Origin of the sequence: Rhizobium sp. Root1334 (assembly GCF_001426665.1) — a bacterium.
Classification (GTDB): domain Bacteria; phylum Pseudomonadota; class Alphaproteobacteria; order Rhizobiales; family Rhizobiaceae; genus Pararhizobium.
Map to the genome: position 1 here is coordinate 148,562 of NZ_LMEY01000012.1, position 21,261 is coordinate 169,822.

The following is a 21,261-nucleotide window of genomic DNA, read 5'->3' on the forward strand; positions in this document are numbered from 1 at the left end:
GCGGAACTTAGCAAATTCGTTTGACAATCAGGGGCGAAGCCACTAAAGCCGCCTCAACGCCGGGCCGAAATGCCCGGTGTTTTATTTGACATGTCCCGTGGATTCTCCGTTAGCTTAATGTGAGAAACCTGTCAGAGCTCGCAAAATCGGGTTCAGAGGAGGGCGTGTTTCCTTCATCCGGTTTGGAAACAGACCGGTGCAACGTTCTGAAAGGAAATGCGATGAGCAAGCGCGAATCGTCCAAGTACAAAATTGACCGCCGTATGGGCGAGAACATCTGGGGCCGTCCGAAGTCCCCGGTAAACCGCCGCGAATACGGTCCTGGCCAGCACGGCCAGCGCCGCAAGTCCAAGCTTTCCGACTTCGGTGTGCAGCTGCGCGCCAAGCAGAAGCTCAAGGGCTACTACGGCGACATCCGCGAAAAGCAGTTCCGTGCGATCTTCGCCGAAGCTGACCGCCGCAAGGGTGACACTTCCGAGAACCTGATCGGCCTGCTCGAATCGCGCCTCGACGCGATCGTGTACCGCGCCAAGTTCGTTCCGACGGTCTTTGCTGCCCGTCAGTTCGTCAACCATGGCCACGTCAAGGTCAACGGCGTTCGCGTCAACATCGGTTCGTACCGCTGCAAGGCTGGCGACGTTATCGAAGTTCGCGAAAAGTCCAAGCAGCTCGTTTCGGTTCTCGAAGCCGTTTCGCTCGCTGAACGCGACGTTCCGGATTACATCGAAGTCGATCACAACAAGATGGTTGCGACCTTCGCTCGCGTTCCGGCTCTGACCGACGTTCCGTACCCGGTCATCATGGAACCGAACCTCGTCGTCGAATTCTATTCGCGATAATTTCTTCGGGCTCCGGCCTTGTGAAATTCGAAAAAGCCACTCAGAAATGGGTGGCTTTTTTGTTGCGCTGCACACATGCGGAGAATGACGAATGCCCGGCCCTTTGGACCTGCAGTCGATAGTCGATGATATCCACCGCGAGCTAACCCCACGGCTGGGTGAAGGCAAGGTGGCCGACTATATTCCGCAGCTCGCCCGCGTCGATCCCAAGAGTTTTGGCATGGCCATCGTTACCGTCGATGGCGATGTTCACATGGCCGGCGATGCCGGGGTGCCATTCTCCATTCAGAGTATTTCCAAGGTTTTCACGCTGACTTTGGCGCTCGGCAAGCACGGTGAAACCATCTGGAAGCGCGTCGGCCGCGAACCCTCCGGTTCCGCCTTCAATTCGATCGTCCAGCTCGAACATGAACACGGCATTCCGCGCAACCCGTTTATCAATGCCGGGGCTATCGCGATCACGGATCTGGTGCTTGCTGGCCATACGCCGAGGGAGGCAATCGGTGAGATCGTTCGTTTCGTCCGCTACCTCTCCGACGAGGAGGACATCCTGATCGATCAGGACGTGGCCAAATCGGAATCGGCGACCGGTTACCGTAACTTTGCGCTCGCCAATTTCATGCGTTCCTTCGGCAAGCTCGATCATCCCGTCGAGCATGTGCTTGGTGTCTATTTTCATCAATGCGCGCTGGCGATGAGCTGCGTTCAACTGGCCAAGGCCGGCCTGTTTCTAGCTGCGTCCGGCACCAATCCGCTGACCAAACATTCCGTCGTTTCCAAGCAGCGGGCGCGGCGCATCAATGCGCTGATGCTGACCTGCGGCCACTATGATGGCTCGGGGGATTTTGCCTATCGCGTCGGCCTGCCGGGCAAGAGCGGCGTTGGCGGGGGCATCCTCTGTGTCGCGCCGGGTAAGGCTGCGGTTGCGGTCTGGTCGCCCGGGCTCAATCACAACGGCAATTCGCTGCTCGGTTCGCTGGCCTTGGAAATGCTCGCCAGCCGCACAGGATGGTCCGTATTCGGCGCCTGAACCGGCGTTACGGAAGTTTCACATCACGCCCGGCGCATTTTCCTTGATCTTGCTGCTTTAGACGGGCAAGTGCAGGGCATTGTTTTTGCGCGCCGCCTTCGTGCTCTGCGCCCTCCATCCGGGACTTTGTCATGGATATTGCCATTCAGCCGCCGGCCGCCGGCCTCGAAGATCTTTCGTCCAGCCTGGATCAATCCGGCAACGAAGCTATGCACCCGATTTTTGCAAAAATGCCCAATTCCGTCTCGTTCAACAAGCTGCGCAAGCGGTTGCTGCGACAGGTCCGTCAGGCGATCGAGGACTTTGGCATGCTGAACGGCCAAAAACGCTGGCTGATCGGTGTTTCCGGCGGCAAGGACAGTTATAGCCTGCTGGCGCTGCTGATGGACCTGCAATGGCGCGGCCTGCTGCCGGTCGAACTGGTCGCCTGCAATCTCGATCAGGGCCAGCCGAATTTTCCAAAGCATATCCTGCCGGAATATCTGTCGTCGATCGGCGTCAAGCACCGGATCGAATATCGCGACACCTATTCGATCGTGAAGGAAAAGGTTCCGGCCGGTGGCACCTATTGCGCGCTCTGTTCGCGTCTGCGCCGCGGCAATCTCTACCGAATCGCTCGAGAAGAAGGCTGCGATGCGCTGGTGCTGGGACACCACCGCGAAGACATTCTCGAAACCTTCTTCATGAACTTCTTCCATGGCGGCCGACTGGCGACAATGCCAGCCAAGCTCCTCAATGACGACGGCGATCTGATGGTGCTCAGGCCTCTGGCCTATGTGGCGGAAGACGATCTCGCCAAATTTGCCGCAGCGATGGAGTTTCCGATCATCCCTTGCGACCTCTGCGGTACGCAGGACGGGCTTGAGCGCAATGCCATGAAGGCGATGCTGTCGGATATCGAGCGCCGCATGCCCGGCCGCAAGGACACGATGCTGAGGGCGCTCGGTCACGCCAATCCGTCGCATCTGCTCGACCCAAAGCTGTTTGATTTCCAATCTCTCTTCGCGGAGCCCAAAGCATGACATCTGCCATCGATATCGCTGCCATCGCCAATGTCCTGCAGGAGGCAGCCTTCAAGGAAATCCTGCCGAAATTCCGCAATCTGGGTGACGGCGACGTGCGGATGAAGTCGGAGGCGATCGATCTGGTCACCGAGGCGGACGAAGCCGCCGAACGGTTGATCAAGGCACGGATGGCGGAAATCGCGCCGGACGCTTTGTTCGTCGGCGAAGAATCGGTTGCCGCCAATCCGGCACTACTCGGCAGTTTGGCCGGAGCTGACCTTGCCATCGTCGTCGATCCGATTGACGGTACGTTCAACTATGCGGCGGGCATGCCGCTGTTTGGCGTCATGGCCGCCGTGGTTTCCAAAGGCGAGACGGTTGCAGGCCTGATCTACGATCCGATGGGCAATGACTGGGTGATCGCCGAAAAGGGTTCTGGCGCCTGGTTGTGCAAGGCTGACGGGTCGCAGGAGCAGCTTTCGACGGTTCCGTCCGTACCGTTGGAAAGCCTGGTCGGCTGCGCCTCGACCGGCTTCTATTCCCCGGAAAATCGCCGCATCGTCATGGGCAACATGGCCAAGGTCCGCATTGCCACCAGTTATCGCTGCGCAGCGCACGAATATCGCGGCTTTGCCGGGGGCCATTTCCACTTCCTGATGTATCAGAAGCTGATGCCATGGGATCATCTGGCCGGTACGCTGATAGCGCAGGAAGCAGGCGCCTATGCCGCGCGATTCGATGGATCGCCCTATCTGCCGCATCATGTCGATGGCGGCCTGCTTCTGGCTTCCGACAAGGAGTGCTGGGAGATGCTGCGCCGCGAAGTGTTTACGGTCTAGGCTGCGGCCAGAGTGTTGCTCACAGCTTGCGGATGATCGCGGCGGCAACGGGCGGGGCAATGAACTGCAGCAACCGCAGCAGCTTCACCTTGCCGACGTGAATGCGCGCCTGCCGGGTGGAAAGCGACCCGGCAATCGCAGCAGCGGCGGCGGCTGCGCTGATCTTGCCCCGGCCGCGTCCCGCCGACATCGGCGCATCAACCATTGGCAAGACGATATCGACGGCCCGCACGGATGAACCATTGAATTGCGCGGTGATGGCGTCGGAAAACATCCGCAGGCCCGCTTTCGTTGCGCTGTAGACGGCCGACGTTCTTTTGGGATAGCTGGCAAGGGCAGAGCCGACATTGACAATGACAAAGGCGCGGCTTGGCACATCCGGAAGCAACAGCCGCGACAGGATCAGCGGCGCAACCAGGTTGGTTTCGATCTCGGCCGCGATCTGATCAATGCCATAACCGGGATCGTCGAACCTGAGATTGTGCTGGATAGCCGCATTGTTGATCAGGCCGTCAGCCGGACCTTGTGCCTTCACCGAGGCTGCAAAGGCGGAGATCGCTGCCCGGTCGTTTAAGTCAAGCGCGTGAACATCGATGCGCTGATCCCGCTGTTTGAGGGCGTCAAGCCGGATGCGATCACGTCCGAGCGCGATGACATCGTGTCCCGCGCGGGCTAGCTGCAGCGCAATTTCCCATCCGATTCCCGAACTTGCCCCAGTGACGACATACCGTGCCATGCTATCTATTCCCCTTGTTGGAGATGTGAGCATGCTGCAGGGGGACGGGAATGGCATTAACCGGGTTAACAGGTCGGGTCAGGCGGCGATTGCGCTGTTTGAGCGTATTACCGGAGAGCCGCTGGCGCAGACGGATCGTTTGACCGGCGCGATCCAGCTTTGTCTGGTGAAACCCGGCGAAAGTATCTTCAATCAGGACGATCCGCACCCGTATCTCTATGTTGTCGAGAGCGGCCTGTTGAAATTCACATATCTGCGATCGGACGGCGAGGAATGGATCAAATCTTTTATTGTTGAAGGCCAATTCTTCGCCAGCCTGTCAGCGCTTGCGCCGGCCGGGCGCGCGAGCTTTTCGGCAATTGCGATCGAGGCCTGCCGGCTGGAACGCATTCCGTTCGTGGCACTCAGAGACCTCGCAGATACCGATCTTGGATGGTCGCGAATGATCCGGACTGCCTTGATGATTTTTGGAGAACGCAAGGAGCGCCGCGAGCGCCAGTTTTTGACGCTTGATCGCGAAGAGCACTATCGCTCGCTGGTCGACGAGGAGCCGGACCTGGTTGCGCGGGTGCCGCAGAAGGACCTCGCGAGCTATCTCGGCATTACCGCCGTTGGCCTCAGCCGTATTTCCGCACGTGTCCGGGCCGACGCCTCGCGTTCGACTTAACCCGGGTTAATGCGCAGCAACCCACGATGGGAGATACCGGTTTTCGTTCAAAACGGGAGCCCAAACCTTGACCAACAGCAATACCGCATCGGACACGATGCTATTTTTCCGCTCGTGGCTGACAAGGCCGCTGGAGGTTGCGTCGATTGCGCCGTCAAGCAAATGGCTTGCTGCCGCGATGACCGCCGAAGTCGGGCCGGTGCCTGGCGGCGTGCTTGAGCTTGGGCCGGGCACTGGCATCTTTACCCGCAGGCTTCTGCAGGATGGCGTTGCCGAGGACAGGCTTATCCTGGTGGAGCGCAATCCTGTATTTGCCACGCTGTTGCGCCAGCGCTTTCCCAAGGCGACCCTGATCGAGGAGGACGCACGCCATTTGCGTCTGCCCTCGGCGGGCAGGATCGGCGCCGCCATCAGCGGCCTGCCACTGCTGTCCATGCCGAAGCCGGTTGTGCAGGATATTCTGGCAGCAGTCTTCCGCCATCTGGCCGATGATGCTTGTCTGTTTCAGTTTACCTACGGGCCGCGTTGCCCCCGTTCCGGCAACGGTTCTTCAAGCGCTTGACCTTGAAGCATCCTTCCGGCGATGGGTGCCGCTTAATCTGCCGCCAGCCAGCGTTTACCGCATCCGGCGCCGGAGCGTTTGAGACCGTAAATGCAGTCTGATGCCGCCACGAAAAGAAAAAGGCCTCGCCGGTTGCCTGGCGAAGCCCTTGTTTGCAGGTCGGTTGGCGCGCTTACATATGGCCGCCAGCGCCTTCCAGCGTGGCGTGGTCGTCGCCCGGATGGGTGAAGAGCTTGCCGTTTTCTGCCCAGAGGACGGCAAGGATCGTCACCACGCCGAAGACGGCGAAACCGGCGAACAGCGGCTGAACGGTACCGTTGAACATCTGGCCGACCAGACCGCCGAGCAGTGCGCCGCCCGTTGTTGAGACGAAACCGGTGATGGCGGTTGCCGTTCCGGCAAGATGCCCCATCGGCTCGAGGCTGATGGCCGTGAAATTGGTGGCGATGACGGCGAAGAACATCAGAAGGATCGAAAACAGCACATAGCTGAACAGGAAGCTCGGCGTACCGGCAAGCGCGACCAGAAGGCCCAGAACGGATAGCAGCGTGAACAGGATCATCGAGGTATGCGAGATCCGGCGCATGCCGAAGCGGCGGACGAAGTAGCCGTTGGCGAAATTGGCAACCGCGATACCGCCGGCCGTGGCTGCAAAGGCGAGCGGCAACCAGTCGCCAAGCCCGTAGACTTCACCGAACATCTGCTGAACGCTCATGATATAGGCGCAGATGACGGCGGTGAACAGCGTCATGCCGATCATGTAGCCGCAGGTGACGCGGTTGGTCAGCACCGTGCCGAAGCCCGAAATGACGGTCGCGACCGACAGTGGCAGGCGCTCGGCAGCCGGCAGCGATTCGCGCATGCGAAGCAATGCCCAGAAGAACAGCACCGCGCCGGCAATGCCGAGCAGGATGAAAATCCAGTGCCAGTTGGCGTAGATGATGATCGCCTGGCCGACGGATGGTGCAACGATCGGGATGATCATGAAGACGATCATCACATAGGACATCACCCGCGCCATTTCGCGGCCGCCGAAGCAGTCGCGCACGATCGCCATCGTCGTGATGCGCACGGCGGCAGCGCCGATGCCTTGGATGAAGCGCATGACAAGCAGCATCTCGAAACTGCCGGAAAGGGCTGCGGCAAACATACAGACGGCATAGAAGGCGAGGCCGCAGAGCAGCACCCGGCGGCGGCCGAACGCGTCCGACAGGCTGCCGAATACGATCTGCGAGCAGCCGAAGCCGAACATGAAGACGCCGATGACCCACTGGGTATCGTTGGCATTCTGGACGCTGAGCGATTGACCGATGTTTGGCAGCGCGGGCAGCATGATGTCGATCGCCATTGCGACGCTGGCGGTCATGAGGGCGATGGTGATGACGAATTCGAAGAAGCCGAGGCCTATTCGTGACGAGCCGAGATTCTCGACGTGTTCAGTGGTGGTGGCGGACATGAAGAAACCTATGAATGTCTTGGGAGGAGACAGGGACGTTTAAACTGCAGGGTTATGCGCCTTGAAAAGCTTGCCTTTTTCGGCGGTCAGAACGAAGGCGAGCCCGATGAGGGAGACGGCGAGGAAGCCGATGGCAAGGGGCGTGATCGTGCCGTTGAACGCCTGGCCGATCAGCGCGCCGATGGTGGCGCCGCCGATCGTCTGAGTGAAACCCAGGACCGAGGATGCGGTTCCGGCGACGTGACCGAGCGGCTCCATCGCCATGGCGTTAAAGTTTGAACCGATCAACCCGAACTGGAACATGGCGCAGGCGTAGAGCAGGGCAAAAAGCCAGAAGGGAAGAAAACCGGAGACCGATGCCACGACCCAGATCAGGCTTGAAATAACGAAACCGATCAACGCCCCGTGCGACAGGCGGCGCATACCGTAGCGCCGGACAAGCCGCGAATTGGTGAAGGAAGCGAGCGCCATCATGCTGGCAAAGCCGGCGAAGACCAGCGGAAACCAGTGTCCGAGCCCATAGATGCCGACAAGAATCTGTTGCGCCGAGTTGATGAAGCCGAACAGCGATCCGAACAGAAAGGCGGCCGCCAGCGAATAGCAGAGCGAGACGCGGTTTGTCAGGACGATGCGGAAGCCGGCCAGGATGGATGTGACTGTGAAGGGCCGGCGATGCTCGGCGGAGAGTGTTTCGGGCAGGCGCAGCATCACCACTGTCGCAACAGAGACCGCAAACAGGCAGATGACCACGAAGATCATATGCCATTCGGCAAAGATCATGATCAACTGGCCGACGCTGGGCGCAATAACTGGCACGATCATGAACACCATGAGCACCAGCGACATGACTTCCGCCATCATCCGGCCGCCATAGACATCACGGACAATCGAGACGGTGACGACGCGGGTGGCCGCTGCACCGATGCCCTGGATGAAGCGCAGCGCCAGCAATCCGGTAAAGGAGGGAACAAAGACAATGGCAAGCGCGCAAAGCGCATAGAGGCCAAGGCCGCCGAGAAGCGGCAGCTTGCGGCCGAAGCGATCCGACAGTGGGCCGAAGATGAGCTGCGCGCAGCCCATGCCGATAAGATAGGCGGTGATGACATATTGGCGGGTATTCTCATCGGCGACACCAAGGCTGGCGCCGATTTCCTGCAGGCCGGGCAACATGATGTCGATCGAAATTGCGTTGACCGCCATCAGCATGGCCATCAGCGCAATGAACTGTGGTTTGGGCAAAGCCGGGAGACCCGGCGCTTGGGATGGTGTGGTCATAGGATATTCCTGGCGGATGTGCCGGGCGCCTGAAACAGGAAACGGAAACGTTTCCGGCGCAGATGAAAATGCTGGAGCCAGCAGAAAAGATCGAGCCGAAAGCGCGGCTCCGAAGCGCTTTCAAAAATGGAAACCGGGTTGACCGGCCATAAGGCAAAGCCGGCAAAACGAGCCAGCGATTACGACGATGTACGGGAGGTCAGATCTGGCCTCGTTCAACGGCGCAGACATCTGCACCGCGTGTGCATACTCCCAACATCGCGACCGGCTTGTGACAATGGGTCATATTGGCTTCAGCTAAAAAAGCGCCGGAAACATTAGGTTGTCTTCATGGCGTTCCGGAATCAAAAAAGGCGGTGACCCGCCTTTTTCAGGTGTCACTGTGGCTTAAATCCGGTTTTAGGCTGCGCCCTTGACCGCAATGCCCTGTTCCTCGAAATGCGCCTGTAGTTCGCCAGCCTGGAACATTTCACGCACGATATCGCAGCCGCCGATGAATTCGCCCTTGATATACAGCTGCGGAATTGTCGGCCAGCTGGAATAGTCCTTGATGCCCTGGCGGAGGTCTGCGTCAGCAAGCACGTTGATGCCCTTGTAGTCGACGCCGATATAATCCAGCATCTGAACGACCTGGCCGGAGAACCCACACTGCGGGAACTGGGGGGTGCCCTTCATGAAAAGAACGACATCGTTGCTCTTCACTTCATTGGCGATGAAATCGTTGATACCGCTCATGTCGTAATCCTTCCTCATCCCGCTTCAAGGGCCGGGTGTGTCGATATCTGTTAGATAGCATGCACGCGAGTGATTTTCATCACCTGAATACAACAAAAATTGATGGCTTGCACGACTGCAACAGTGACGGCGCAGTCCTAGCGCACCTTGCTGCGAGATGCGGCTGTTTTGCGCCGGCTCAGCTGCTTCTTAGCCGGTTTTGCCTTTGCGGCCGGGGCCTTCTTGAAACGGCCGGTTGTGGCAGAACGGGTCTGCCGCTTTTGCCGTTTGGTTGCCGTGCTTCCGCCAGCTTTCTTCAGGATTTCCTTCAGAACGCTCTCGACTACGCCGCTAACCAATTCGTTCATGAGGCTGGCCATTCAGGCTTATTCCGGCGCGGATGTCTGAAGGGCGAGGGCGTGCAGAACGCCCCCCATATTGCCCTTCAGCGCATTGTAGACCATCTGGTGTTGCTGCACCCGGCTCTTGCCGCGGAAAGCCTCCGCGACAACTTCGGCTGCGTAATGGTCGCCATCACCGGCGAGATCCCGGATAGTCACCTTTGCGCCGGGAATGCCCGACTTGATCATGTCTTCAATATCGCCAGGTGCCATCGGCATGGTCTGTACTCCCTGAATTACTCGGCGGCGATCTGTGTTTCGCCGTCCATGAAGTCAGGGAACCATGATTCATAGGCCGAGCGCAATTGCAGAATTGCAAGTGGCTTGGCCGAACCCAGCACCACTTCCGTACCGCCGGTGCTACCGATGACAGGTGCTGCCACGCCGGCAGCCTTTGCCCGCTCTGCAACCAAGGCTGCATGCTCCGGCTTGACGGTGACGACATAACGTCCCTGGTCTTCGCCGAAGAAGACTTCGATCGCATCGCGGCCGGCAACAGCCGATACCTTGGCACCGATTCCCGATGCCATTGCCATTTCGGCAACCGCCAGCGCCAGGCCGCCGGACGAGCAGTCGTGTACCGCTGTCGTCAGCCCGTCGGTAATCAAGTCGCGAACGAAATCGCCGGTCTTGCGCTCATGAGCGAGATCGACATGCGGGGCAGGGCCGTCGGAGCGGCCATGGACGTCGCGCAGGTAAACCGACTGGCCAAGATGCGTTCCAAGGCCTTCCGGCGCGCCAACGAGCAGGAGGGTCTCGCCTTCGGCGGCAAAGCGGATGCGCGCCATCTGCGACCAGTCGCCAAGCAGGCCGACGCCGCCAATGGTCGGGGTCGGCAGGATACCCTGGCCGTTAGTCTCGTTGTAGAGCGAGACGTTGCCGGAAACGATCGGGAAATCGAGCGCGCGGCAGGCCTCGCCGATGCCCTTGATGGCGTGAACCAGCTGGCTCATGATTTCCGGGCGTTCCGGATTACCGAAGTTGAGATTGTCGGTGGCAGCCAGCGGCAAAGCACCGGTTGCCGTGATGTTGCGCCAGCATTCAGCCACGGCCTGCTTGCCGCCTTCGAACGCGTCAGCCTCGACATAACGCGGTGTTACGTCGGACGAGAATGCCAGCGCCTTGGTCGGATGACCTTCGACGCGGACGACGCCAGCATCGCCGCCCGGCAGCTGCAGCGAATTGCCCTGAATCAGCGTGTCATATTGTTCGTACACCCAGCGGCGCGACGAATTGTTGGCGGATCCAACCAGCGACAGAACGGCATCGGCGATATCGGCCTGCGGAATGTCGCCGGCTGCCAGCGGAGCGGCAATCTTTGCCGGGGTCCACGGACGGTCGTATTCTGGCGCTTCGTCGCCCAGTTCCTTGATCGGCAGATTGGCGACTTCCTCGCCCTGATGGATGACGCGGAAACGCAGGTCATCAGTGGTCTTGCCGACGATGGCGAAATCGAGACCCCACTTGACGAAGATCGCCTTGGCGACGTCTTCCTTGGCGGGTTCGAGAACCATGAGCATGCGCTCCTGGCTTTCCGACAGCATCATTTCATAGGCGGTCATGCGCTCTTCGCGCACGGGAACCTGATCCAGCTGCAGCTCGATGCCGAGGCCGCCCTTGGCGCCCATTTCGACGGCCGAGCAGGTGAGGCCGGCAGCACCCATGTCCTGGATGGCGATGACCGCACCGGTCTTCATCAGTTCAAGGCAGGCTTCCAGCAGGCACTTTTCGGTGAAGGGGTCGCCGACCTGGACGGTCGGACGCTTCTCCTCGATCGACTCGTCGAATTCGGCCGATGCCATGGTGGCGCCGCCGACACCGTCGCGGCCGGTCTTGGCGCCGAGATAGACGACGGGCAGGCCGACGCCCTTGGCTTCCGACAGAAAGATGGCGTTGGACTTGGCGAGGCCCGCCGCGAAAGCGTTGACGAGGATGTTGCCGTTGTAGCGGGCATCGAACTCGACTTCGCCGCCGACTGTCGGCACACCGAAGGAATTGCCGTAACCACCGACGCCAGCAACGACGCCGGAAACGAGATGACGGGTCTTCGGATGATCCGGTGCGCCGAAGCGCAGCGCGTTCATCGCGGCGATCGGACGCGCACCCATGGTGAAGACGTCGCGCAGGATGCCGCCGACACCGGTCGCAGCACCCTGATAGGGCTCGATATAGGACGGGTGATTGTGGCTCTCCATTTTGAAGACCACGCAATCGCCGTCATCGATATCGACCACGCCGGCATTTTCTCCCGGTCCCTGGATGACGCGCGGACCGGTGGTTGGCAGCGTGCGCAGCCATTTCTTCGAGGATTTGTAGGAGCAGTGCTCATTCCACATCGCCGAAAAGATGCCAAGTTCCGTAAATGTCGGCTCGCGGCCGATCAGGCCAAGGATACGCTGATACTCATCCGGTTTCAGGCCGTGCGAGGCAATCAGATCGGCGGTGATGGGGCGGGTATTGGAAATGGTCATCGGGGTCCATTCGGTCCGTTGGAGCATCCTGGACGGCAAAGGTTCCGTCAGTTTGTGAGGATGCGTCAAAACAAAGAGATCACGTCGCGGTTTCTTTAACCGAAGCGACTGCCGGATGCGACAGGAAAATGCCGGAAAAGCACAGGAGATCACGCGCTTTTCGCCGATAATGTGCTGGCTCGCTCAGGCGAAGCTGTCATAGCCCGTGCGGCCGCTGTCGAGTAGCCGGCGAAGGGTCAGGAAACCCCGCCGCACCTCGTTGCGGTCGGCGGGCGAGGAAAAGCCGATGCGGACACGGTGATAAACGCTTTCCGTCCGCCCGGCCTTGAACTCGTCCTCGTCATCAACAAGCACGCCTTCCTCGAAGGCTGCATGCTTGAACGTGCCTGAGAACCAGGGTTCCGACAGTTTCAGCCAGAGGAACGGCACATGTGGGTGAGAATTAAAGTCAATGTCGGCGAAGATTTCGCGGGCCATTTGTTCCCGCGCCCTGATCTCGTCGATGCTTCTGGAGCGTAAAGCCGCCGCTTCGCCGCTTAATACAAGCCGGGCGCAAAGCTCTGCCAAGAGAAACGGCATGCCGCCGCTGACCATCTTGTGAGCGATGCGAATGCGCTGGCTGAAATGCGGAGGACAGGCGACCCAGCCGCCGCGCACGCCCGCAGCGACCGATTTCGACAGGCCACCGACCAGAAATGTCCGCTCGGGCGCCAATTCGGCCAGAAGCGGCAGCATGTCGCCGGTCATTGCGCCATAAAGATCATCTTCCAGCAGCCAGACGCCGTAGCGGCGGGCAATATCGGCGATTGCCTGACGTCGCTCCAGTGACAATGTCACCACGGTCGGATTTTGCGCCGTTGGCATCAGGAAGGCGAGTTTCGGGTGCTGCTGGGCGCAGACCCGCTCGAAATCGTCCGGATCCAGGCCGTAATCATCAGTGCGCAAGAGAATCGTCCGGCGTCCGATCAGTCCGGCGCTGCGGCTGATCTGGGAATAGGTGATGTTCTCGAAGGCGATCTTGTCGCCTGGTGCCGTAACGGCGGCGATGACGGCGACGGCGCCGGCATGAGCGCCAAGCGTCGGCACGATGCGATCGGGCTGCGGCCGGAAACTCCCCTTGGCGAGCCACTGGCTTCCCGCAGTAAACCAATGTGCCGGAAAATCGCGAGCATAGCTGGCAATATCGGCGTGATGTTCCCGGCTGATATCGACCAGCACTTTTTCAAGCGAGGCGCCCTGGCCGATATCCGGTGCGGCCGTGCTGTCGAACCGGAGTTTTCCGGGCGGGGCCTTCAGCGGCCTTGTGCCGGCCAGTGCCGCGCTCATTGGATCTGGCTGTTCGGCCGGGCGCAATTCGGCATTGTCAAGCACATAGGTCCCGCGCCCCACTTCGCCACTGACCAGCCCGCGTTCGCGCACCAGATGATAGGCGCGGCCGATTGTCCCGATTGTCACGCCGATATCGAAGGCAAGGTTGCGCTGTGGCGGCAATTTCGTACCGACGGCCAACACGCCACCGGCAATCGCCTGCTCGATCTGATCGGCGATACGTGCGTAAAGCGGCCCTTGGCCTTGTGTGGGGTCTGGCATCCATGTTGTCATGGTGACAATTTCTACATTGCATCGGTTTTCCTGTCAATTATGACAATCCAATACCGAAATGCAACCGTTGCAATCGATGGAGTGATGACAATGGGTACAATTTGCACCGATAATGGCGCCGCATGTTCTATTGCGATAGGTACAATCCAGCCGCGAGGCCTCGTCTCGCGATTGAAGCAGCTTGGTCGGTATATGATCGTCTGGATTCTCGGCCGTGAAGAAAAGCGGCTGAGCCGGATTGCTCTTTCTGAGCTGACGGATGATCAGCTTGCCGATATCGGCGTTACGCCGGCGGAGGCGCGCCGGGAGGCAGCACGGCCATTCTGGGACTAAAATGGACCTGCAGGACTACAGAATTTCCAGGACTTTGGTGTCTGGCCGGCAGAGTCTGACACCCTTCCCGGTCACGACGATGGGTCTCTGTATCAGTTCGGGATGGGCCAGCATTGCGTCAATGATCTCCCGGTCTGTCTTGCTCTCGTCATCCAGCTTGAGCGCCAGGTACGCGGGCTCCTTGATCCGCAGCAACTGGCGTGGCGCCATGTCCATGGCAAGCAGAAGAGCCAGCATTTCCTCATGGCTCGGCGGTGTTGCCATATAGTCGACAATGGCAGGCACTGTTCCTGTGTCGCGAATGAGCTTGAGAACCGAACGGGATGTACCGCAGGCACTGTTATGATAGATCATGACGGTCATAAGTGTGCCTTTGGTGTGGGTAAGAGCTGGGGTGAAAAGCGCCAGCGGAATGGTCTGCGCCTAGCATGAGAATGTACGCGGATTCGTGACAGCCACAAGAATACCATTCTCTGGTTGCTTGCATAAAAATACGTTCTTGGATTGCGTTGAGTGGGTGTGAACAGTCTCGAGTTGATTGTCGTGCAAAAGGGCGTGAATGAAAAGCGGCAAGAAATAGCGATATGCGATCAATCCACCGCCTATCTCCACCGGTTAGAACGGTGGCTTTCACGGTGGACAATACTTGAGTGAACAGAAGGTCAGTGCCGGTAATTCACCGTATGCGAACGAACTGAATGGTATAATGACAGCCCGGAATGCCGCCGGGCTCAGGTTGTTCGCACCTGATTAGGTTTTTTCGGGGTGCTGTCCGCGCGGCAAGGACTTTGTGCTGAAAGCCTCAGCGGCAGCCCGTTCCGCCAGCAGCCCAGCGTTTGATATCCGTGGTCATCCGTGCGCCGACAGTTTCGCTGAAAAGCGGGCCAAAAGCCTGCAGCCGGGCAGGGTGCCCCTCGGCTTGGACCACTGCGAGAGGTCGCGATTCGGGTGAATTGCGCTTGACGATGAGGATGCGCGGGCGCCCGGAGAAGGAATTCAATTCCGGCGCGAGGCGATAGGCCTTGAAGGCTGCATCACCGGATTTGAACCAGCAGGCATTGGCGCCCAGCGCGATCCGCTCCATGGTGGGCAATGCTGCCGTGTTCTGCGCCGGGGTCGGCGGTTTTGATGACTGGCAACCCGCCAGAAGCACGGCGATGGAGCCGGCGGTAGCAAAGAAGCGAAGGAAAGCTGCGGCGCGCATGAAGGCCCCTTATGATTCTGTCTATAGGGTGCCTTCTAGCAGAGCGACTGTTAAGCAGCGATTACATCGAGCGCGGAAGCGAACAGGCCGCGTCCGTCCGAGCCGCCATGTGCGGCTTCGATCAGGTTCTCCGGATGCGGCATCATGCCAAGCACATTGCCCCTGGCATTGACGATCCCGGCAATGTCGTTGACCGAACCGTTCGGATTGGTACCGGCCGCATAACGGAAGACGACCTGGCCATTATCCTCGATCGTCTTCAGTGTTTCCGCGTCGGCAAAATAGTTGCCGTCATGATGGGCTACCGGGCAACGGATGATCTGACCCTGTTCGTAAGCGCGGCTGAAATCGGTATTGGCATTGACGACCTCAAGCTTGATTTCCTTGCAGACGAACTTCAGTGAGGCGTTGCGCATCAAGGCACCCGGCAGGAGGCCTGCCTCGACCAGGATCTGGAAGCCGTTGCAGACGCCGAGCACCTTGACGCCGGCCTCGGCCTTCGCCTTGATCGCCTGCATGACGGGCATGCGGGCTGCGATCGCGCCGCAGCGCAGATAATCACCGTAGGAAAAGCCACCAGGAATGACGATCAGGTCGACATCCGGGATGTCCGTTTCTGTTTGCCAGATGGTGACCGGCGCGTTGCCGGAAATCTTGGTCAACGCTGCGATCATGTCGCGGTCACGGTTAAGGCCTGGAAGCTGAACGACGGCGGATTTCATGGGTGCGGTTCAAACCTGGATTGGGCCTCGGCAAGCTCGCGCAATTCGAGGCGGTTTTCTATTCTCTCCAAACGCTCATCTATCTGATGAAGCATTGTATAGAGCGTGTTGATGTCGTTCTGGTGGGCATGTAACGACAGTCTTATAGAGCCCATTTCGCTTCGAAGGTCGCGGATCGCATTATCGGATTTGTCGGCCCTAACGTGCATACGCCGCAGAATCTCGTGAATAAGTTCCTGAGTGACATCAGCCATGAAACTAGCCTAGCTTCTCCAGGCGGCTTCCGAACAACGTTCGCTTGAGAGTTTCTGTACGCTCACGGCCTTCTGTTAACTCCCGGTTGGTTTCCCGCATAAAGGCAACCAATTCATCCAGAGACTGGGCGGTCTCTTGAAGCCGACGATCGAGTGCCATTACTTCCGTGTACAGCATTTCATTCGTGATTTCGGCCATTCGACCACCTCATTCAACCATCAGGCGAGTGAGATAGTGTAGTTCTCAATCACCGTGTTGGCGAGGAGTTTCTCGCACATCGCCTTTACTTCGGCTTCGGCCTTTGCCTTGTCGGCAGTGTCGATCTGCAGATCGAAGACCTTGCCCTGGCGGACATGGCCAAGGCCCTCGAAGCCGAGTGCGCCAAGCGCGCCTTCGATTGCCTTGCCCTGAGGGTCGAGAACGCCGTTCTTCAGCGTCACTGTTACGCGTGCGTTGATCACTGTCGTCTTTTCCTGCTTACTTTACCAGAACCGGGCCGGAGCCGCGGGGCGGTTCGTTTTCGTTCATGATGCCAAGGCGGCGCGCCACTTCCTGGTAAGCCTCGACAAGGCCTCCCATATCGCGGCGGAACCGGTCCTTGTCCATCTTTTCCTTGGTCTCGACGTCCCACAGACGGCAGCTGTCCGGCGAAATCTCGTCGGCCAGGATGATGCGCATCATGTCGCCTTCGAACAGACGGCCACATTCGATCTTGAAATCAACCAGTTGGATGCCGACGCCGAGAAACAGGCCGGTGAGGAAGTCGTTGATGCGGATGGCGAGCGCCATGATGTCATCAAGTTCCTGCGGACTTGCCCAGCCGAATGCCGTGATATGCTCTTCGGAGACCATCGGGTCTTCAAGCGCATCGGCCTTATAGTAAAATTCGATGATCGAGCGCGGCAGGACCACGCCTTCCTCGATGCCGAGGCGCTTGGCGAGCGAGCCGGCAGCCACGTTGCGCACGACAATCTCGAGCGGAATGATTTCCACTTCCTTGATCAGCTGTTCGCGCATGTTGAGGCGGCGGATGAAATGCGTGGGAATGCCGATACGGTTCAGATGGGTGAAGATATATTCTGAAATCCGGTTGTTGAGCACACCCTTGCCGTCGATGATCTCATGCTTCTTGGCGTTGAAGGCCGTAGCATCGTCTTTGAAGAACTGGATCAGAGTGCCAGGCTCCGGACCTTCGTAAAGGATCTTGGCCTTGCCCTCGTAGATACGGCGGCGACGGTTCATGAATGGTGTCTCTATCTCTAAAGGCGCTTGGGCTGCGCACTTGGTATTTTCTAAGGCGGTCCATAACCGAAATGAAACCATTTCACAATCGGCGACTGTTCCGATCCCCTGATTTACGTCTGCCCGATCCTCTTCAGGGTAGCACGAAAGTCGCCACGCCGGAAAACTTCGCATTGCACTTTCGATGACCTTTTGGTTTATGGGCGAAAAGCTAAACTCAAAACGGTTTTTGGGAGATCAAGGATGACCAATATGCAGGATCGCGAAAAGGCGTTCGAATCGAAGTTTGCTCTCGACGAAGAGTTGAAGTTCAAGGCCGAGGCGCGCCGCAACAAGCTTCTTGGTCTCTGGGCTGCCGAGCTTCTGGGCAAGAGCGACCCGGCCGCCTACGCAAAGGAAGTCGTCGCGGCTGACTTCGAAGAGTCGGGGCACGAGGATGTCGTGCGCAAGCTTCGCGCCGATTTTGACGCTGCCGGCATCACCCTGACAGACGAAGAGATTCGCCTGAAGATGCTTGAGCTTCTGTCTGAGGCCGTCACACAGGTCCAGAACGGCTGATATCGCCGTATTAGCTAATTAGAACCGTCCGAGTTTTCGGGCGGTTTTTTTATGCCTAGCGGTCCCTCCTGGCCATTTTGTGCATAGATTCGATGGATGTTTCCGGCGTGCGCCAGCGTCCGGAACGGATAAATGCCTCGAGGTCTGTTCTGGCCATGGGCCTGGCGAAGGCATAGCCCTGCAGTGTATCGCAACCCAGATCACGCAAGATATGCGCATGGCGGATTGTCTCCACCCCCTCGGCGACGACTTCGATGTTGAGCGAATGGCCGATATCGATGATCGATCCAACCAGCTTGCGCTGCTCCGCGGCCTCGATAATCGGTATGACGAGAGCACGATCGATCTTGAGGCGGCTCGGATTGAGCTTCATGAGGCCAACAATCGAGGCATGGCCTGTCCCGAAATCATCGATTTCGATGTCGATGCCGAGCGCGCTGAGATTATTGAGGATTTGCGAGGATTCCTCGTCGAGATCGTCGAGGAAGATTGATTCCAACAGCTCGAATGACAGTTTTCCACGCGGTATGTTCAACTGCTTCAAGCTATCGATCAGGCCAGGCTCGCGCAACCGGGGCGAGGAGACGTTGACGGAAATGCGCGGGACACCAAAACCTTGCGTCTCCCAGCGGTTGAAATCGCTCAATGCCTGCTCGGCAATGCGGCGGTCGATTGTCATCAGCGCATTGATATCGTCGGCGATCTTGAGAAAATAATCGGGTGCCAGCAGGCCATGCCGCGGGTGTACCCAGCGGGCGAGCGTCTCGACGCCGGTAATATCGAGCGTGCGGGCATCAAACTGTGGCTGATAGAAAGGAACGAATTCGCCTTCCTCCAGCCCCTTGATGATTTCATCGGCCGTGCGCTTGGTATGATGGATTTGCGTCTGCAACTGTTGCGTGAAAAATTCATAACGGTTCCGGCCAAGCCCTTTGGCCCGATAGAGCGCTATATCGGCGTTCATCAGCGACTGTTTGGCGCCAACTGTTCCATCGACGGTCCAGGCGATGCCGACGCTGGCTCCGAACCTGCACGGGTGCCCGTCATAGGTCACCGGCTGTCGCAGAGCTTCGATGATCTGATCCGTGAGCAAGATGACGTCATCCTGCGGTCGATGCGCGTCGCACAACACCAGGAATTCGTCGCCGCCGATCCGCGCAACGAAATCACGATCGCCGATGATCGTGGAAAGCACGTTCGCCGTATGTACGAGCATGGCATCACCGGCCTGATGACCGAGCGTGTCATTAATCTGCTTGAACCGGTCGAGATCGATATGAAGGATGGCGCAATAATCGACCTTATCGGCAATCCATTCATCGAGACGCTGGTCAAGGAACCGCCGGTTCGGCAGGCCGGTCAGATGATCATGCAGCGCGTTGTATTCGATTCGGGTCCGGGCCGCTTCCAGTTCAAGATTGCGTGCCTCTGCGAGTTGCCGCGCTCTTTCCAGATCCTCGCGCAAGGTAACATCCTCGGTCACGTCCCAATTGGCACCGATGAGTTTGCGCGCGCCTTCATTGTCGGTGAAGGTTACGGAACTTGAGCGGATGTGGCGAATTTCTCCGTCGGGACGGATAATGCGAAACGCGTTCATGAAGGGAGCAGCCGAAGCTACGCCCGCCGCAACCCTTGCGAGGGCTGCATCCCGATCCTGCGGGTGCAGCCTTTCTTCGAAGGCCAACACACTCGGCTCTTGTGGATCCAGGCCATAGATAGATAGCAAATGCTTGTCGCGCACGATAGCGCCGGTATCGAGATTGGCTTCGAATACACCCACCTTCGATACATCAAGAGCAAGTCTCAGCCGTCGCGATATTTCCTCAAGATGAGCCTCGGCCTTTTTGCGTTCGGAGATATCGGTATCCGTGCCGATGATCCGGCTCGGCTTGCCCTCCGATGTCCACTCAATGGAGGCTCCCCGGCTTTCGATCCAGATCCAGCGGCCATCCGCATGGCGTTCGCGGTACTGGAATGTGTTGAACGCGACTTCGCCCTCGTCCTGACGGCGAATACTTTCGATTACGTGTTCGCGGTCGGCCGGATGGACATTGTCGATCCAGACATCGAGGGATCCGTCAACGGTCGCATCCGCTGCCATGCCACGCAGATTTTTCCAGGGAATGGAGTAGAACAGTTCGTTTGTGCTGAAGTCGTGGTCCCAAACGCCCTGGTGAGCACTTTCAAGCGCGTATTTCCAGCGCGTTTCGCTCTTCTGCAGAGTGGTAACGGCCTGCTTGAGCTCGTCGATCGATTGAGTTTGGAGAATGATCCACGGCGATGAGCCGCTCATGTGCGATATCGAAGCCATGACCCATTTGATAGAACCGTCCGGTCGGGGCAGGCGTAGTTCACATTGTTTGGGCGAGGCTCCGTTGGCCTGGACATCTGCCATCATTGCTGTCAGCGGACCCGCGTCCTCGTCATGGACAAAACACTGGATATGTTCGCCGAGGATTTTATCTAAGGGCAGGGCAAGAGCATGTGAGAAGGCTGCATTGACCTGGCGAATGCAGCCGTCCTGTTCCAGCAGGCAATAGCCAATTGGCGCACAATCAAGAATGCTTGCGGCGTCCGGTAAAACCCCCGTTGCTGCCGGTTTTGGCGGCGAATGTCTACTTTTACTCGCGGTTGTCACGTACCAGCTATTCCCGAACAAATTTCGGGCATCATGACCGATGACAATGAAAGTCCCCTTAATGGGAGATGTCGCTAAAATATCCTCGTTGCTGCGGCAAGGTCAGGGCTGGAGCCGGTTGAGAAATTGAGCAAAGACCATCGTGCCTTCCGGCCAGGGACCATGCCCGGATTCACTGTTGATATGGCCGGATTCGCCTGCGTCCACGAGCAGAGAGCCCCAGGCATTGGCCATATCGCCGGCATGTTCGTAGGTGCCGAAAGGATCATTGCGGCTTGCCACGACAAGGCTCGGAAACGGCAGCGGATCACGCGGATAGGGACCGAACGTCATCAGGTGTTTCGGGCGGATCTTCGGATTGGTCACCTCGGGCGGTGCAACGAGGAAGGCGCCGGCGATTTTCTTCTCAAAATGGGGCAGGGCGTGAATGGCCGTTGCCACACCGAGTGAATGCGCAACGATGACGACAGGTTTTGTTGCTGCATTGACGTCATCGATCATCCGCTTGACCCAGTCCTCCCGGACGGGCTTTGCCCACTCCGCCTGTTCGACGCGCCGCGCCGAGGCAAGTTTGTTCTGCCACCGGGTTTGCCAATGGTCAGGCCCGGAATTGGTATAACCGGGTACAATGAGGATATCTGCTTCTGATGCTTTCATAATAACGGGGATTTGAGGTTGGGGGCAGCGGAAGTCAAGTGTATGGTGTGCAAATC

Annotated in this window: 25 protein-coding genes; 8 read left to right on the top strand and 17 right to left on the bottom strand. The window is 58.6% G+C overall.

What is annotated here, in order from left to right; all coding sequences use genetic code 11:
• Positions 1 to 221: 221 nt before the first annotated feature.
• The 4 genes from rpsD to ASD36_RS14765 all read left to right on the top strand — a co-directional run bounded on the left by rpsD (position 222) and on the right by ASD36_RS14765 (position 3,712).
• Positions 222 to 839 (top strand): 30S ribosomal protein S4, encoded by a 618-nt coding sequence (rpsD, locus tag ASD36_RS14750; protein ID WP_037095627.1) that lies wholly within the window; start codon positions 222 to 224, stop codon positions 837 to 839.
• A gap of 91 nt (positions 840 to 930) precedes the next feature.
• A complete protein-coding gene (locus ASD36_RS14755; protein WP_060505530.1) occupies positions 931 to 1,869 on the top strand; it encodes a glutaminase in 939 nt (312 codons plus the stop codon).
• Positions 1,870 to 2,078: 209 nt separating this feature from the next.
• The gene (gene ttcA, locus ASD36_RS14760) at positions 2,079 to 2,891 is read left to right on the top strand and encodes a tRNA 2-thiocytidine(32) synthetase TtcA (RefSeq protein ID WP_244482299.1); all 813 of its coding nucleotides are present in this window, start codon (positions 2,079 to 2,081) and stop codon (positions 2,889 to 2,891) included.
• On the top strand, positions 2,888 to 3,712 hold the full coding sequence (locus ASD36_RS14765; RefSeq protein WP_060505528.1) for an inositol monophosphatase family protein: 825 nt from the start codon (positions 2,888 to 2,890) through the stop codon (positions 3,710 to 3,712). The genes ttcA and ASD36_RS14765 overlap by 4 nt, the downstream gene beginning before the upstream one ends.
• Positions 3,713 to 3,731: 19 nt before the next feature.
• Here ASD36_RS14765 and ASD36_RS14770 read toward each other — a convergent pair whose 3' ends face one another.
• Positions 3,732 to 4,448, bottom strand: coding sequence for an SDR family NAD(P)-dependent oxidoreductase (locus ASD36_RS14770; RefSeq protein WP_060505527.1), 717 nt, complete (start codon positions 4,446 to 4,448; stop codon positions 3,732 to 3,734).
• 31 nt (positions 4,449 to 4,479) lie between these two features.
• Here ASD36_RS14770 and ASD36_RS14775 point away from each other — a divergent pair, with 31 nt between their 5' ends.
• Both ASD36_RS14775 and ASD36_RS14780 read left to right on the top strand, forming a co-directional pair.
• Complete coding sequence (locus ASD36_RS14775) at positions 4,480 to 5,115, top strand: Crp/Fnr family transcriptional regulator (protein ID WP_060505526.1); 636 nt, start codon at positions 4,480 to 4,482, stop codon at positions 5,113 to 5,115.
• A gap of 67 nt (positions 5,116 to 5,182) precedes the next feature.
• Complete coding sequence (locus tag ASD36_RS14780; protein ID WP_060505525.1) at positions 5,183 to 5,677, top strand: methyltransferase domain-containing protein; 495 nt, start codon at positions 5,183 to 5,185, stop codon at positions 5,675 to 5,677.
• Between the two features lie 172 nt (positions 5,678 to 5,849).
• Here the strand turns inward: ASD36_RS14780 and ASD36_RS14785 are convergent, their stop codons facing one another.
• The 7 genes from ASD36_RS14785 to ASD36_RS14815 form a co-directional block, all read right to left on the bottom strand.
• The gene (locus ASD36_RS14785) at positions 5,850 to 7,133 is read right to left on the bottom strand and encodes a multidrug effflux MFS transporter (protein WP_060511017.1); all 1,284 of its coding nucleotides are present in this window, start codon (positions 7,131 to 7,133) and stop codon (positions 5,850 to 5,852) included.
• A 39-nt stretch (positions 7,134 to 7,172) separates the two neighbouring features.
• Positions 7,173 to 8,408 (bottom strand): multidrug effflux MFS transporter, encoded by a 1,236-nt coding sequence (locus ASD36_RS14790; protein ID WP_112834669.1) that lies wholly within the window; start codon positions 8,406 to 8,408, stop codon positions 7,173 to 7,175.
• A gap of 399 nt (positions 8,409 to 8,807) precedes the next feature.
• The gene (gene grxD, locus ASD36_RS14795; RefSeq protein ID WP_060505523.1) at positions 8,808 to 9,143 is read right to left on the bottom strand and encodes a Grx4 family monothiol glutaredoxin; all 336 of its coding nucleotides are present in this window, start codon (positions 9,141 to 9,143) and stop codon (positions 8,808 to 8,810) included.
• Between the two features lie 137 nt (positions 9,144 to 9,280).
• Positions 9,281 to 9,502 (bottom strand): hypothetical protein, encoded by a 222-nt coding sequence (locus tag ASD36_RS14800; protein WP_060505522.1) that lies wholly within the window; start codon positions 9,500 to 9,502, stop codon positions 9,281 to 9,283.
• A gap of 6 nt (positions 9,503 to 9,508) precedes the next feature.
• Positions 9,509 to 9,742: a BolA family transcriptional regulator gene (locus tag ASD36_RS14805; RefSeq protein WP_037095612.1), complete on the bottom strand. Its 234-nt coding sequence runs from the start codon at positions 9,740 to 9,742 to the stop codon at positions 9,509 to 9,511.
• Between the two features lie 17 nt (positions 9,743 to 9,759).
• Positions 9,760 to 11,994 (bottom strand): phosphoribosylformylglycinamidine synthase subunit PurL, encoded by a 2,235-nt coding sequence (purL, locus tag ASD36_RS14810; RefSeq protein WP_060505645.1) that lies wholly within the window; start codon positions 11,992 to 11,994, stop codon positions 9,760 to 9,762.
• Between the two features lie 183 nt (positions 11,995 to 12,177).
• Positions 12,178 to 13,596 carry a PLP-dependent aminotransferase family protein gene (locus ASD36_RS14815; RefSeq protein ID WP_060505521.1) on the bottom strand — a complete coding sequence of 473 codons (1,419 nt, stop codon included), beginning with the start codon at positions 13,594 to 13,596 and terminating at the stop codon, positions 12,178 to 12,180.
• 90 nt (positions 13,597 to 13,686) lie between these two features.
• Between ASD36_RS14815 and ASD36_RS31470 the strand changes: the two genes are divergently transcribed.
• Complete coding sequence (locus ASD36_RS31470; RefSeq protein WP_244482278.1) at positions 13,687 to 13,929, top strand: DUF1127 domain-containing protein; 243 nt, start codon at positions 13,687 to 13,689, stop codon at positions 13,927 to 13,929.
• A 15-nt stretch (positions 13,930 to 13,944) separates the two neighbouring features.
• Here ASD36_RS31470 and arsC read toward each other — a convergent pair whose 3' ends face one another.
• From arsC to purC, 7 genes are all read right to left on the bottom strand, one after another.
• The gene (arsC, locus tag ASD36_RS14820) at positions 13,945 to 14,292 is read right to left on the bottom strand and encodes an arsenate reductase (glutaredoxin) (protein ID WP_060505520.1); all 348 of its coding nucleotides are present in this window, start codon (positions 14,290 to 14,292) and stop codon (positions 13,945 to 13,947) included.
• A gap of 439 nt (positions 14,293 to 14,731) precedes the next feature.
• Positions 14,732 to 15,133, bottom strand: coding sequence for a hypothetical protein (locus tag ASD36_RS14825; protein WP_060505519.1), 402 nt, complete (start codon positions 15,131 to 15,133; stop codon positions 14,732 to 14,734).
• 50 nt (positions 15,134 to 15,183) lie between these two features.
• Entirely contained in the window at positions 15,184 to 15,855 is a 672-nt protein-coding gene (gene purQ, locus ASD36_RS14830; RefSeq protein ID WP_060505518.1) for a phosphoribosylformylglycinamidine synthase subunit PurQ, read from the bottom strand.
• Complete coding sequence (locus ASD36_RS14835; protein ID WP_060505517.1) at positions 15,852 to 16,109, bottom strand: hypothetical protein; 258 nt, start codon at positions 16,107 to 16,109, stop codon at positions 15,852 to 15,854. Before ASD36_RS14835 ends, purQ begins: the two co-directional genes overlap by 4 nt.
• Before the next feature lie 4 nt (positions 16,110 to 16,113).
• Positions 16,114 to 16,308, bottom strand: coding sequence for a hypothetical protein (locus tag ASD36_RS14840; protein ID WP_060505516.1), 195 nt, complete (start codon positions 16,306 to 16,308; stop codon positions 16,114 to 16,116).
• A gap of 20 nt (positions 16,309 to 16,328) precedes the next feature.
• On the bottom strand, positions 16,329 to 16,571 hold the full coding sequence (gene purS, locus ASD36_RS14845) for a phosphoribosylformylglycinamidine synthase subunit PurS (RefSeq protein ID WP_037095598.1): 243 nt from the start codon (positions 16,569 to 16,571) through the stop codon (positions 16,329 to 16,331).
• 16 nt (positions 16,572 to 16,587) lie between these two features.
• The gene (purC, locus tag ASD36_RS14850; protein WP_037095596.1) at positions 16,588 to 17,352 is read right to left on the bottom strand and encodes a phosphoribosylaminoimidazolesuccinocarboxamide synthase; all 765 of its coding nucleotides are present in this window, start codon (positions 17,350 to 17,352) and stop codon (positions 16,588 to 16,590) included.
• 243 nt (positions 17,353 to 17,595) lie between these two features.
• On the opposite strand from purC, the gene ASD36_RS14855 reads away from it, so the two are divergent.
• On the top strand, positions 17,596 to 17,910 hold the full coding sequence (locus tag ASD36_RS14855) for a DUF1476 domain-containing protein (RefSeq protein ID WP_060505515.1): 315 nt from the start codon (positions 17,596 to 17,598) through the stop codon (positions 17,908 to 17,910).
• 55 nt (positions 17,911 to 17,965) lie between these two features.
• Here the strand turns inward: ASD36_RS14855 and ASD36_RS14860 are convergent, their stop codons facing one another.
• Positions 17,966 to 20,548: a bifunctional diguanylate cyclase/phosphodiesterase gene (locus ASD36_RS14860; protein WP_162246390.1), complete on the bottom strand. Its 2,583-nt coding sequence runs from the start codon at positions 20,546 to 20,548 to the stop codon at positions 17,966 to 17,968.
• A 102-nt stretch (positions 20,549 to 20,650) separates the two neighbouring features.
• On the bottom strand, positions 20,651 to 21,205 hold the full coding sequence (locus ASD36_RS14865; RefSeq protein ID WP_060505513.1) for an alpha/beta hydrolase: 555 nt from the start codon (positions 21,203 to 21,205) through the stop codon (positions 20,651 to 20,653).
• Between the last annotated feature and the right edge of the window lie 56 nt (positions 21,206 to 21,261).